This window comes from Embleya sp. NPDC001921 (assembly GCF_053594475.1).
Genome location: NZ_JBSFEO010000005.1, coordinates 148,803 through 162,237, shown reverse-complemented (window position 1 = coordinate 162,237; position 13,435 = coordinate 148,803). Strand labels below are relative to the sequence as shown.

Annotated in this window: 10 protein-coding genes and 1 tRNA gene; 3 read left to right on the top strand and 8 right to left on the bottom strand. The window is 68.8% G+C overall.

Annotation, left to right across the window (positions count from 1 at the left end; all coding sequences use genetic code 11):
- Positions 1 to 268: 268 nt before the first annotated feature.
- The 3 genes from ACWCPW_RS07745 to ACWCPW_RS07735 all read left to right on the top strand — a co-directional run bounded on the left by ACWCPW_RS07745 (position 269) and on the right by ACWCPW_RS07735 (position 2,642).
- Positions 269 to 1,525 carry a helix-turn-helix transcriptional regulator gene (locus ACWCPW_RS07745; RefSeq protein ID WP_449760652.1) on the top strand — a complete coding sequence of 419 codons (1,257 nt, stop codon included), beginning with the start codon at positions 269 to 271 and terminating at the stop codon, positions 1,523 to 1,525.
- A gap of 14 nt (positions 1,526 to 1,539) precedes the next feature.
- The gene (locus ACWCPW_RS07740) at positions 1,540 to 1,905 is read left to right on the top strand and encodes a hypothetical protein (RefSeq protein ID WP_449760651.1); all 366 of its coding nucleotides are present in this window, start codon (positions 1,540 to 1,542) and stop codon (positions 1,903 to 1,905) included.
- A gap of 509 nt (positions 1,906 to 2,414) precedes the next feature.
- Entirely contained in the window at positions 2,415 to 2,642 is a 228-nt protein-coding gene (locus tag ACWCPW_RS07735) for a hypothetical protein (RefSeq protein ID WP_449760650.1), read from the top strand.
- A gap of 86 nt (positions 2,643 to 2,728) precedes the next feature.
- On the opposite strand, the gene ACWCPW_RS07730 is transcribed toward ACWCPW_RS07735, so the two are convergent.
- The 8 genes from ACWCPW_RS07730 to dnaN form a co-directional block, all read right to left on the bottom strand.
- Positions 2,729 to 2,802, bottom strand: a tRNA-Ile gene (locus ACWCPW_RS07730).
- Positions 2,803 to 2,852: 50 nt separating this feature from the next.
- The gene (locus ACWCPW_RS07725) at positions 2,853 to 3,275 is read right to left on the bottom strand and encodes a DUF3566 domain-containing protein (RefSeq protein ID WP_449760649.1); all 423 of its coding nucleotides are present in this window, start codon (positions 3,273 to 3,275) and stop codon (positions 2,853 to 2,855) included.
- A 399-nt stretch (positions 3,276 to 3,674) separates the two neighbouring features.
- Positions 3,675 to 6,299: a DNA gyrase subunit A gene (gene gyrA / locus ACWCPW_RS07720; protein WP_449760648.1), complete on the bottom strand. Its 2,625-nt coding sequence runs from the start codon at positions 6,297 to 6,299 to the stop codon at positions 3,675 to 3,677.
- An 82-nt stretch (positions 6,300 to 6,381) separates the two neighbouring features.
- Entirely contained in the window at positions 6,382 to 8,418 is a 2,037-nt protein-coding gene (gene gyrB, locus ACWCPW_RS07715) for a DNA topoisomerase (ATP-hydrolyzing) subunit B (protein ID WP_449760647.1), read from the bottom strand.
- A 393-nt stretch (positions 8,419 to 8,811) separates the two neighbouring features.
- A complete protein-coding gene (locus ACWCPW_RS07710) occupies positions 8,812 to 9,339 on the bottom strand; it encodes a DUF721 domain-containing protein (RefSeq protein WP_449760646.1) in 528 nt (175 codons plus the stop codon).
- On the bottom strand, positions 9,332 to 10,474 hold the full coding sequence (recF, locus tag ACWCPW_RS07705) for a DNA replication/repair protein RecF (RefSeq protein ID WP_449760645.1): 1,143 nt from the start codon (positions 10,472 to 10,474) through the stop codon (positions 9,332 to 9,334). Before recF ends, ACWCPW_RS07710 begins: the two co-directional genes overlap by 8 nt.
- An 18-nt stretch (positions 10,475 to 10,492) precedes the next feature.
- Entirely contained in the window at positions 10,493 to 11,434 is a 942-nt protein-coding gene (gene gnd / locus ACWCPW_RS07700; protein WP_449760644.1) for a phosphogluconate dehydrogenase (NAD(+)-dependent, decarboxylating), read from the bottom strand.
- Positions 11,435 to 11,625: 191 nt separating this feature from the next.
- Positions 11,626 to 12,759 (bottom strand): DNA polymerase III subunit beta, encoded by a 1,134-nt coding sequence (gene dnaN, locus ACWCPW_RS07695; protein ID WP_449760643.1) that lies wholly within the window; start codon positions 12,757 to 12,759, stop codon positions 11,626 to 11,628.
- Between the last annotated feature and the right edge of the window lie 676 nt (positions 12,760 to 13,435).

Genomic DNA, 13,435 nt, shown 5'->3' with positions numbered 1-13,435 from the left:
CACCCCAGGGCATGGCGTAGCTCGTGAAGGTCTCAGGAGCACGTACGTCGCTTCGGTTTCCGTCGGGCGTCAGTCGGTAGACGCGGAGCGACATCGCGTGTCCAACGGGCAGCACCATCGGTCCCGCATTGTGAACAACCGTCATGGCTTCAGCGAACCGTCTGGAGTTGGGCTTCTCCACCGCATCGAAGCGGCACTCTTGATGCACATCGGATGCACAGCCTGTGCCACCTGGTAGTTCACGGTGAAACAGGGGAAGGAGGCTCGCGTGGGCCTTGCAGATCGCCGCAAACTCCTGGGCTACAGTCAGGAATCATTCGCATATGCACTCGGTGTCGACCGCACAACGGTGGGGCGCTGGGAGCGGGGGGAAACCACACCCCAGCCTCAACTTCGGCCCAAAGCAGCCAAATTGCTGCAAGTGGATCTCGCCGGGCTCGATGCTCTGGTGATCCCCTTACAGGCCGGTTCCGAGAGACCCACCGGGTCGCCGGCAGGCGACCACCCCGGCCTGGAGAGCATTGACGACATGATTCGACGCGACTTCCTGCGCGCGATAGCCGTGACAAGTGCCCTCGTAGGCATCCCCGTTCAGAACGCGGAAGCACTTACAGAGGTGGCCCAGCGGGGCCGCACCACCGACTTCTTACAGATGAACGATCATCTGTGGCAGGTGTACCTGCGCGCCCGAACCAAGGGATCGGTGCGCCCGATCGTGCGGGATCAGCTCTCCACGCTGAACAGTTCGATGGACGGTGGGTCGACCGCCGAACTCCAGGGACTGTGCGGGGCTGCGGGTGATCTCTTCCAACTGGCAGGCGAACTCGCCTTCGACGGAGACCGCTACGCCGATGCCGCGGCCTCCTACACCCTGGCTGCTGTCGCCGGCAGGGAAGCGGGGTCCTTCGACCTGTGGGCGTGTGCGCTGGTGCGACATGCCTACGTCGAGCTGTACCAGCACCGCTATAGGCAAGCGGCCCGAACGCTGTCGGGCGCTGAGCAAGTAGCGCGCCGCGGGGACAGTTCGCTCTCGACACGGCATTGGGTTGCCTGCGTCCAGGCTGAGGCGTACGCCGGTCTCGGCGAGATGGCAGCTTGCGAACGTGCGCTCGACAACGCGGAGCAGGTAGCCGAACTCGATGGCCCCGGCCACAACGGCGGTTGGCTTCGGTTCGACGGCTCCCGGCTCGCAGAGGAACGCGGTGCCCGCTACGTACAACTCGGGCACCTCGACCGAGCGGAGAACGTCTTGGTCGGCGCCTTGGCTCAAGGCGCGCTCGCACCAGGGCAATCCTTTCGGCGACGCGCGGCCGTACTGACGGACCTCGCAGCGATCGGCGCGAAGCGCCGGGATCCGGACCAAGTGGTGACCTACGGTCGGGAAGCTCTTCAGCTCGCCCGTGAGTCCTCGTCCGGATACGTCGCCCGTAGGCTCCAAGGGCTGCTGGGCGAGTTCGGTCAACCGGCTCACGACGGTCGCATCGCCGACCTGCAAGCCGAGATCATCGCACTGAACATGGCGTGACGAGAGGGGTAGACATGTCGGAGCACCACGGGGCACGACTGTTCCGCGAGACGTGGATCTCAAGCGTTCACAAGTACTTCCCGGGCGAACCGAAGCCGGGATACGTGACTCCTTGGGACGACACCCCGGAGTGGGAACGCGAAGCTGCGGGCGCCGTCTTCGACCAGGTCCGTCAATTCCTGGAAGTCAGTGCCGGCCACGCGACCAGATTGACGCGTGAACAGAAGGGACGCTTCGTCGCGACCTGCTGGACGGCTCAGATGTTCAAGCACTTCGAGGACCCGAAGCCGGGCTACGTCGCGGACTGGTCGGATCTGCCGGATTGGCAGCAGGAGACCGACTCCGACATCTTCGAGGCCATCGAAGGTTCCCAGAGCTGATCAGTGCCCCGTCCCTTGCTCCGGCGGATCGGAGCCGCTCCGCCGAACAGTGGATCCCCGACCCACTGCGGCTTGTCGCCGCACCCGGCGGGCGTAGCCAGGGTCCGATCGGCGCGGTGGTCGCCACGCGCAGCAACCACCGCGCTATCGGTTAACCCTCGGAGCTTGCGGGGTCGTTCCCGGGGGCAATCGTGCGCTTGTCGATGATCCGGCCGTTACGACCGTGCTTCATCAGTTCACCGCCGCCAGCGTTGCGGAGGATCTCCGCTGTCCGCCGATCGGCGCGAAGGTAAAGACTCGACCGCGGCGGACCGATCCACCGAGCTCGGCAGGCGCGCGTCCGGGGCCCGGTCGGCGTGGGGCGAAGACAGGAGCGGCGGCCGGGCCCCGGACGCGCGCCCCGCGCCGTGCGCGGCGGGCGGGCGCCTTGAACACGTAGAGAAAGTTTGAACGCACGGCGCAGGCATTCGCGGGGTCGATCGTCTCCGACGTGGCTCGCACACGATGATGTGCCGGAAGTCGCCCGGCGGGCTCACCTCGGCCACAAGATGCCGGGTATCGCACGGATCTACGAACACGTGACGCCGGAAGTGGAGCAGCGGGTATCCGACGTCCCTGAGGCTCGCTGGGATGCCTCACTGCCGACGCTCGACGCGAACGAACGGGAAACGCTCGTCGGCCTGCTCCCGCACCTTGGGCCGGTAATCGCCGACCTGGAGGAGAACCGGGCAGTCTGAGCCGGATTCCCCACAATTTCCCCACACATGATCAAGGGCCCTTCCCCTGTGAATGAGGAAGGGCCCTTGATCTGCACTTATGAGAGTGGGCCTAACAGGACTTGAACCTGTGGCCTCTTCCTTATCAGGGAAGCGCTCTAACCGTCTGAGCTATAGGCCCGCGTGCGTGCTCGAAGAGCGTACCGCACCGCTTGCCCGCCACCAAAATCCTTAGTCCTCCTCGGCCAGCGTGACCTCGATGCCTCCGGTGAAGGACGCGGTGAGGTTGTAGAGGAAGGCTCCGAGAGTGGCCAGCGCGGTCACCAGGATGACGTCGACGATGGCCACGATGCCGCTGAAGAAGAGCGTGTTCTTCAGGGACAGGAAGTGCTGGAGGTCGAAGCCGGCGTTGTTCTCCGACTGGGTCGCCTCCTTGACCGTGTCGCCCACCGAGGTGAACACGCCGAGGCCGTCCAGGACCAGCCACAGCACGCTCACCGCGACCATCAGCACCACGCCCAGTGCCAAGGACAGCAGGAAACCGACCTTCATCACCGACCACGGGTCCACCCGCGCCGCCCGCAGCCGGGCCCGCCGGGAGCGCGCGCTCGGTCGGGGCTGCGGCTCCGGCCCGACCCGCCCTTGCTGCGCCATGGGCCGCCCCACTTGGTGACCGGTCGACGAAGTGCCCCCGCCCGGGGTGCCCCGGGTCGGGCGCGGCGTGGTGATCGTGCCGCCGGCCGTCGGGCGGGCGGTGGCCGCTGTGCCGTTGACCGCGGCCGGCGGCCGCTCCGCACCCTCGCTCGCCGCAGCCGCGGGAGGGAAGGGGGACGTGAACGGGGTGGGCGCCGAGGGACGCGGCGGACGTGCCGCCGCGTCCTTGGCGGGCCCACTCCCCTTCACGGGAGGTGGTGCGACCGGCTTCGGCGGCACCGGCCCCGTGGGGGGCGGTGCCGCCTCGCTACGGCTCGTGCTGTCAGCGCGCCCGCCGGCCCGACCCCGGTCGGCGCGCTCGCCTCTCCCGCCGGCCGACTTCCGGTCTGTGCTCACGCGTCACCCTTCCTGCCCGCCGGGCGCGACCTCCCCTTCGACGGTGGAGGTCGGCTCGTGCGTGCCATCGGCCGCACCGGCTTCGGCCCCGTCGACCTCAGGGTCGATCTCGGCCTCGGGCTCAGGTTCGGCGTTACGTGCGATGCCGACAACGGCGTCGCCCTTACCCAGGTTGATCAGCTGCACACCCATCGTGTCACGTCCGGTGTGCCGGACACCCGCGGCGCGGGTACGGATCACTCCACCGCCGAGGGTGATGGCGAGGATTTCATCCGTGTCGTCCACAACGAGAGCCCCGACGAGTGAACCTCGGTCCTCGACGATCTTGGCGGCCTTGATGCCCAGGCCCCCACGTCCCTGGACGCGATACTCGTCCACACTGGTTCGCTTCGCGAAGCCCCCATCGGTGGCCGTGAACACGAAAGTACCCTCGCGCACCACGTTCATCGACAGCAGTTCGTCACCTTCGCGGAAGCTCATCCCCTTCACCCCGGATGTCGCCCGACCCATCGGCCGCAGCGTCTCGTCCGTGGCGGTGAACCGGATCGACTGCGCCTTCTTGCTCACCAGCAGCAGATCGTCGTCCGCGGAGACCAGTTCGGCGCCGATCACCTCGTCGTCGTCACCGGCCTCGTCCGAGCGCAGGTTGATCGCGATCACGCCGGCCGCGCGGTTGGTGTCGTACTCCTTGAGCGCGGTCTTCTTCACCAGACCGGCCTTGGTGGCGAGCACCAGGTACGGCGCCACCTCGTAGTCGCGCAGGTCGAGCACCTGGGCGATCTTCTCGTCCGGCTGGAACGCCAGCAGGTTGGCCACGTGCTGACCACGCGCGTCCCGACCGGTGTCCGGCAGCTCGTACGCCTTGGCCCGGTAGACCCGGCCCTTGTTGGTGAAGAACAGGATCCAGTGGTGCGTGGTGGTCACGAAGAAGTGGTCGACGATGTCGTCCTGCTTGAGCTGCGCGCCGCGCACCCCCTTGCCGCCGCGCTTCTGCGAGCGGTACAGGTCGGTCCGGGTGCGCTTGACGTAGCCGCCGCGCGTGATGGTGATGACGATGTCCTCTTCGGCGATCAGGTCCTCGATGGACATGTCACCGTCGAAGGGCACCAGCGCGCTGCGCCGGTCGTCGCCGAACTTGTCGACGATCGCGGCGAGTTCCTCGCTGATGATCAGCCGCTGCCGGTCCGGCGAGGCCAGGATCGCCTGGTAGTCGGTGATCTTCGCCATCAGCTCGTCGTGCTCGGCGGTGATCTTCTGGTGCTCCAGGGCGGCCAGCCGGCGAAGCTGCATCTCCAGGATCGCGTTGGCCTGGATCTCGTCGATCTCCAGGAGCCCGATCAGGCCCGTGCGCGCCTCGTCGACCGTGTTCGAGGCCCGGATCAGCGCGATGACCTCCTCGATCGCGTCCAGGGCCTTGAGCAGACCACGCAGGATGTGCGCGCGCTCCTCGGCCTTGCGCAGCCGGAAGCGGGTCCGCCGGACGATCACCTCGATCTGGTGCTCCACCCAGTTGCGGATGAAGAGGTCGATCGAGAGCGTGCGCGGGACGCCGTCCACCAGCGCGAGCATGTTCGCGCCGAAGGTGTCCTGCAACTGGGTGTGCTTGTACAGGTTGTTCAGCACGACCTTGGCCACCGCGTCGCGCTTGAGCACGATCACCAGGCGCTGGCCGGTGCGCGAGGAGGTCTCGTCGCGGACGTCGGCGATGCCGCCGATCTTGCCGTCCTTGACCAGGTCGGCGATCTTCTGCGCGAGGTTGTCCGGGTTGACCTGGTACGGCAGTTCGGTGACCACCAGGCACTGCCGGTTCTGGATCTCCTCGACCTCGACCACCGCGCGCATCGTGATCGAGCCGCGGCCGGTGCGGTACGCGTCCTCGATCCCGCGTCGGCCGACCACCAGCGCGCCGCTGGGGAAGTCCGGGCCCTTGATCCGCTCGATCAGCGCGTCCTGGAGTTCCTCCGCCGACACGTCCGGGTTCTGCAGGAACCACTGCGCGCCCGACGCCACCTCGCGCAGGTTGTGCGGCGGGATGTTGGTCGCCATGCCGACCGCGATGCCCGCGGAGCCGTTGACGAGCAGGTTCGGGAAGCGCGCCGGCAGGACCGTCGGCTCCTGGTTGCGGCCGTCGTAGTTGTCCTGGAGATCGACGGTGTCCTCGTCGATGTCCCGGAGCATCTCCATGGACAGCCACTTGAGCTTGCACTCGGTGTACCGCATGGCCGCGGCCGGGTCGTTGCCCGGCGAGCCGAAGTTGCCGTTGCTGTCCACCAGCGGCATCCGCATCGACCACGGCTGGGCCAACCGCACCAGCGCGTCGTAGATGGAGGTGTCGCCGTGCGGGTGGTACGTACCCATCACGTCGCCGACGACGCGGGCGCACTTGTAGAAGCCCTTCTCGGGCCGGTAGCCGCCGTCGTACATCGCGTAGAGCACGCGGCGGTGCACCGGCTTGAGGCCGTCGCGCACGTCGGGCAGGGCGCGCGAGACGATCACGCTCATCGCGTAGTCGAGATAGCTGCGCTGCATCTCGGTCTCGAGCCCGACGGGCTCGATCCGCAGACCGCCGGTACTGTTCACCGCGTCCGCCGGGTCGCCTTCGGGCGCCGGGGTGTTCTCTTCGGCCATTGCTGGTCAAAGTCCTTTCGAGGTGTGGCGTGGGGCCGACTCGGGTGTGGACATCCGCGCCGCGGCGGATCCCCCCGGCTGGTCAGATGTCCAGGAACCTGACGTCCTTGGCGTTGCGCTGGATGAACGACCGGCGGGCCTCGACGTCCTCGCCCATGAGCACCGAGAACAGCTCGTCGGCCTGGGCCGCGTCGTCGAGCGTGACCTGGCCCAGGACCCGGTGGTCGATGTCCATCGTGGTCACCCGCAGCTCCTCGGCGTTCATCTCGCCGAGACCCTTGAAGCGCTGGATCGAGTCGTCCTTGGCGCGCTTGCCGGCCTGTCGGCCCAGTTCGAGCAGCGCGTCGCGCTCGCGGTCCGAGTAGGCGTACTCGAAGTCGTCCCGGCTCCACTTGATCTTGTAGAGCGGCGGGCGCGACAGGTACACGTGTCCGGCCTCGACCAGCGGGCGCATGAAGCGGAACAGGAAGGTCAGCAGCAGGGTGTTGATGTGCTGACCGTCGACGTCGGCGTCCGCCATCAAAATGATCTTGTGATAGCGCAGCTTCTCGATGTCGAAGTCCTCGTGCACCCCGGTGCCGAAGGCCGAGATGAGCGCCTGGACCTCGGTGTTCTGCAGGATCTTGTCGATCCTGGCCTTCTCGACGTTCAGGATCTTGCCGCGGATCGGCAGGATCGCCTGGTACATCGGGTCACGGCCGGACTTGGCCGAACCACCGGCCGAGTCGCCCTCGACGATGAAGATCTCGCACTTGGACGGGTCGTTGCTCTGGCAGTCGCTGAGCTTGCCCGGCAGCGACGCGGTCTCCAGCAGACCCTTGCGTCGGGTCAGGTCGCGCGCCTTGCGGGCCGCCATGCGCGCGGTCGCGGCCTGGATCGACTTGCGGATGATGTCCGCGGCCTCGGCGGGGTTGCGGTCGAGCCAGTCGGTGAGGTGCTCGTGCACGACCCGCTGCACGAAGGTCTTGGCCTCGGTGTTGCCCAGCTTGTCCTTGGTCTGTCCCTCGAACTGCGGGTCGCCGAGCTTGATCGAGATGATCGCGGTCAGACCCTCGCGGATGTCCTCGCCGGCGAGGTTCTCGTCCTTCTCCTTGAGCAGCTTCTTCTCCCGCGCGTAGCGGTTGATCAACGCGGTCAGCGCGGACCGGAAGCCCTCTTCGTGGGTGCCGCCGCCGTGCGTGTGGATCGTGTTGGCGAAGCTGTGCACACCCTCGGTGTACTGCGAGTTCCACTGCATCGCGACTTCCACCGAGATGGTCCGGCCCTTGTCCTCGGCCTCGATGTCGATCACCGACGGGTGGACCAGCTCGCCCTTGCGCGAGTTGAGGTAGCGCACGAAGTCGGCGATGCCGCCCTCGTAGTGGTACGTGACCGAGAGCTGCTCGCCCTTGTCGTCCACGTGGTCCGGGCGCTCGTCGGTGAGCGAGATGGTCAGGCCCTTGTTGAGGAAGGCCATCTCCTGGAAGCGCCGGGACAACGTCTCGAACGAGTAGACGGTCGTCTCGAAGATGTCCCCGTCGGCCCAGAAGGTGACCTGGGTGCCCGTCTCGCCGGTCGCCTCGTGCCGCTCCAGCGGCGCGGTGGGCGTGCCCAGCTTGTAGTCCTGCGTCCAGCGGTAGCCGTCGCGGCGGATGTCCACCGCCAGGCGCGAGGACAGCGCGTTGACCACGGACACACCGACACCGTGCAGACCGCCGGAGACCGAGTAGCCGCCGCCGCCGAACTTGCCGCCCGCGTGCAGGATGGTCAGCACGACCTCGACCGCGGGCTTCTTCTCGACCGGGTGCATGTCGACGGGGATGCCGCGCCCGTTGTCGACCACCCGCACGCCGCCGTCGGCGAGGATGGTCGCCTCGATGTGCGTCGCGTGCCCCGCGAGGGCCTCGTCGACCGAGTTGTCCACCACCTCGTAGACCAGGTGGTGCAGGCCGCGCTCACCGGTGGAACCGATGTACATGCCCGGGCGCTTCCGGACCGCGTCCAAGCCCTCCAGGACCTGGATGTCACTCGCGCCGTACGACGGCGAGTTGCTCGCGGCAGAGGTTTCCGGCGAGCCGGCCACGTCATTCTCCTTGGGGTTGCCGGAATCGGCCACGAAGCGCCCTTTCTGGCACAGCACGGCTCCCTGCCCGGGAGCAGGATCGGCAGGGAGCGTCGGACGACCGGCCGGCCGGCCCGACACGCCCCCGGGCACGGAGCCGCGGAAGTCGAAACAGGATCCGCATGAGCGGTATTGCTGGTTCAGTCTACCGGTCGGGGCGACACAAAGATGGGTTCCCAAGGGGCCTGTGTCCGCGTGTGGCGCCCTGATGTGCCCTGTCGCATGTCCCCCTACTTGCCCCGGGGTCCCGAATCGCTCTCATGCCTGTCCACGCGGCGCGACCGACTCGGACGGTAACAGCGTGTCAGACCGGTATGACACCGGACACATCGCCCCGGCCGGCGGCGGTCGTTCGCGCCGCGGCCCGCCCGCGGGCGGGCGCGGGCCCGATCGCCCGCGGCCGAAAACCGCCTACGGCTGCGCGCGCCACTGCCCCCGGCGGCGTTCCTGCGCCGGGCCCAGGACCCGAATGAACGTGACGGTGCCGTCGCCCAGCTCCTGGTTGAGCCGGGCCAGCAGTTTCGGCGCGAGCCACCGCACGTGGGTCGCGTAGTTGTCGGATTCGGCGCGAACCACCAGTTCGCCGTCCTCGAAGCGCTCCGGGCGACAGTTGGCCGCCAGCGCCGGTCCGACGATTTCCGGCCAGCGCTGCAGGACCCCGTGCACCGCCGCCGGAGTCTGCCAGCCGCGCTCGCTGACCAGGCGTCCCATGATCTGCCGCAGCGGCTGGGGGTCGCGATCGTCGGGACCGGACCCACTGCGTTTCAAGCCACGTCGGGCCTGTGCCTGGTCCTGCCGAACGTCGTGGCGGGTCCGCGCCTGGGCCCGGGCCTGGGTCAGCGCCGCGCGGGCCAGGTCGATCCCGCGGGTCGGCTCGGCGGGGGGCTGCTCGGCCCGCCCGGGGCCGCCGGCGGGCGGGATGTGGGCCTCGTCACTCATCCCCGACCCTCCGAACCTCGCCCGCGGCGACGTCGTAGCGCGCGCCCGCGAGCGCGGCCGGCACGTCCTCGGCCACCGCGGCCGTGACCAGCACCTGCTCGCCGTGCGCGACCATCTCGGCGAGCCGCGCGCGCCGCGTGACGTCCAGCTCGGCGAACACGTCGTCGAGCACCAGGACCGGCTCGCCGCCGTCCGCGCGCAGCAGTTCGTAGGAGCCCAGCCGCAGCGCCAGCGCGTACGACCAGGACTCGCCGTGGCTGGCGTAGCCCTTGGCGGGCAGCGGGCCCAGGCGCAGGACGAGATCGTCGCGGTGCGGGCCGATCAGTGTCTGGCCGCGCTCCACCTCGGCCGCCCGGCCCGCCGCGATCGCCGCGGTGAGCACCGCGTGCACGCCGGCCCGGTCGGTGGGCAGCGGATCCTCCGACATCGAACTGCGGTAGTCCAGGACGATCGGTCCACCGCCTGTGGACAACGCGTCGTAGGCCTTGTCCACCAGCGGTTGCAGCGCGGCGACCAGATCGAGCCGGGCACAGGTGAGTTCGGCACCGGTCGCGGCCAGGTGCTCGTCCCACACGTCCAGCGTGCTCAACGCGCCGCTGCGACCACCACCCGCCCGCCGGGCCAGGGCCGCGGTGCGCAGCAGCGTGTTGCGCTGCTTGAGCACCCGGTCGTAGTCCTGGCGTACGCCGAGCAGGCGCGGGGTGCGCGCGGTCAGCAACTCGTCCAGGAACCTGCGGCGTTCGCCCGGGTCGCCCTTGACCAGCGCCAGGTCCTCCGGCGCGAACAGCACGGTGCGCAGCAGGCCGAGCAGGTCGCGCGGCCGGGTCGCGGCCGAGCGGTTGATCCGGGCGCGGTTGGCCTTGCCGGGATTGATCTCCAACTCGGCCAGCGCGCTGCGGCCGTCCTCACGGACGATGCTGGCCCGTACGTACGCCCGCTCGGCGCCGAGCCGGACCAGGGGCGCGTCGGAGGCGACCCGGTGGCTGCCGAGGGTGGCCAGATATCCGATCGCCTCGACGAGGTTCGTCTTGCCCTGGCCGTTGGGCCCCACGAACGCGGTCACGCCCGGTTCGAGGGGAACCTCGATCCGGGCGTACGACCGGTAGTCGACGAGTGAAAGGTGCGCTACATGCATGGGCGGGCGGGCCGGCGATCAGCCCGCGTCGGCCTCCTTCGGCGGCGTGGTGTCGGCGCCCGGGGCGTCGGCCCCCTTGTGCGTCGACGCGGCGGTGACCGCGTGGCCACCGAACTGGTTGCGCAGTGCCGCGACCATCTTCATCTGCGGCGAGTCGTCCTGACGGGAGGCGAACCGGGCGAACAGCGACGCGGTGATCGCGGGCAGCGGGACGGCGTGGTCGATCGCCGCCTCCACGGTCCAGCGACCCTCGCCGGAGTCCTCCGCGTAGCCGCGCAGGCCCTCCAGGTGCTCGTCTTCGTCCATCGCGCGCACGGCCAGGTCGAGCAGCCACGAGCGGATGACCGTGCCCTCCTGCCAACTGCGGAACACCTCGCGCACGTCGGTGACCACGTCGGCCGCCTCGAGCAGTTCCCAGCCCTCGGCATAGGCCTGCATGAGCGCGTACTCGATGCCGTTGTGCACCATCTTCGCGAAGTGCCCGGCCCCGACCTTGCCCGCGTGCACGAAGCCCGCCGGGCCCTCGGGCTTGAGCGCGTCGAAGATCGGCTGCACCTTCGCGATGTTCGCGGCGTCGCCGCCGCACATCAGCGCGTAGCCGTTGTCGCGACCCCAGACGCCGCCGGAGACACCGCAGTCGACGAAGCCGATGTTCTTCGCGGCCAGCGCCTCGGCGTGCTTGATGTCGTCCGTCCAGCGGGAGTTGCCGCCGTCGACGACCACGTCACCGGGGGAGAGCAGTTCGCCGAGCTCGTCGACCGTGGCCTGGGTCGGCGCGCCCGCCGGCACCATCACCCACACCACGCGCGGCTCGGGGAGCGCGTCCACAAGTTCCTTGAGGCTGTGCACATCCGCGACGTCCGGGTTGCGGTCGTAGCCCACGACCGTGTGACCCGCGCGCCGCAGACGCTCGCGCATGTTGCCACCCATCTTGCCGAGGCCGACGAGTCCGAGCTGCATCCTGAAATCCTTCGTTCGCTGCTGCGATGCCGGGTGGGGCACCGCCGAGGCCGCTTGCACACCCCTTGTGGGGGCTTTTCACCGCGTCGACGGTACGCGGGTAGCGGTTGCCCGTGCTGCTGCGGGGTCATGCACGGTGGACGCGGCCGAACCCGGGTGTGAATCCCACCCGGTTCGGCCGCTGTCCGGCGTCAGCCGGACAGGCGCACCGGCATGATCAGGTAGCGGTACTCGTCGGTGGCCTCGGCCTCGACGTCCGGCTTGCCGGTCATCACGGCGGGCTTGGTGGACGTGGTGAAGGAGATCTGGGCGACCGGGGAGCCGATCGCGCTGAGCCCTTCGAGCAGGAACGTCGGGTTGAAGGCGATCGAGATCTCCTCGCCCTCCAGCGTCGCGTCGATCGCCTCGGAGGCCTGCGCCTCGTCGCCGGAACCGGCTTCGAGCACCAGCCGGCCGTTGGAAAACGACAGCCGCACCGGGGTGTTGCGCTCGGCGACCAGGGACACGCGCTTGACGGCGTCCACGAAGGGTGCGGTCTCCACCGTCGCGACGGTCTCCGACTGCTCCGGGAACAGCGCCCGGTACTTGGGGAATTCGCCTTCGAGCAGCCGGGTGGTGGTGCGTCGACCGGCTCCCTCGAAGCCGATCATGCCCTCGCCGATCTTGTCCCCGGAGAGCGCGATCTGCACGCTGTCGCCCTGGGTCAGCGACTTGGCGGTGTCGTTGAGCGTCTTGGCGGGCACCAGGGCGACCGCCGAGGAGAGGCCGTCGGCCTCGGGCTTCCAGTGGAACTGGCGGACCGCGAGCCGGTATCGGTCGGTGGCGGCGAGGGTGACCAGGTCGCCCTCGATCTCGACCCGGACGCCGGTCAGCATCGGCAGCGTGTCGTCGCGGCCGGCCGCGATGGCCACCTGGGCCACGGCGGCGGCGAACACGTCGCCCTCGACCGTCCCGGCGGCGGTGGGCATCTCCGGCAGCGCCGGGTAGTCCTCCACAGGCAGGGTGGGCAGGGTGAATCGGGCGCTGCCGCAGACCACGGTCACCTTGGCGCCGTCGGTGGACACCTCGACGGGGCGGTTCGGCAGGCTCTTGGAGATGTCGGCGAGCAGTCGCCCGGACACCAGCACCCGGCCCGGCTCGTCGATCTCGGCCTCGACGCCGCCTCGGGCGGAGACCTCGTAGTCGAAGCTGGACAGCGTCAGTCGCTGGTCCGCCGCTTCCAGGAGCAATCCGGCGAGGACGGGAACCGCCGGCCGCGCCGGGAGACTCCGCGCGGTCCACGCCACCGCATCAGCGAGAACGTCACGCTCGACCCGGAACTTCACCGGTTCACCGCCTCCTGCCGTTACCGGCCGTCTGTCTGTCGTCTGTCTGCCGTTCGTCGGTTCGGCAGTCGGTGTCGGGCCGTCGGGGCCTACCACCGGGACACAGTCTGACGCACCGCGCCGACAGCCCGCGCAGCCCCCGGCAAACCCGCAGTCCACAGATTCGGGCCGACCCGACCGTTTTCCGTGGATCTCTCTTGAACTTCGTGTGGTCGTAGTAGTAGGGGGTGTGGATACCGTGGATAACCGGTATATGCGCAGGTCAGAGGCTGTTCTTTATCCACTTCGAGGTGTGGGTGGACCAGTGGATAAACCCCCTGTGTCTGTGGATGCCCGAATTGGCTCCACAGGCCGTCCCCAGCCGTACCCGTACTTGTCCCCAGTCAATCCCCAGGTTGAGGGCCACTTGTCCCCACCCTCTGCGGACGCCGCTCGGCTCGGGATTCACCGTAAGGGGTGAAACCGGCCCGACTGTGGACACATCCGTGGACAACCTGGGGACAAGCTCGGAATTTCGGTGGACGGGACGTGGACAACCGGACAACACGGCGGTGGACGGTGCGCGAAGGGAAAGTTATCCACAGTCTGTGGAGGAGTTCGCTCCACATCACCACAGGAACCTGACCTGCCGGCTCGCCGGCGTTTTCCCCAGGATCCCGGAGCCATTGTGGGGAAC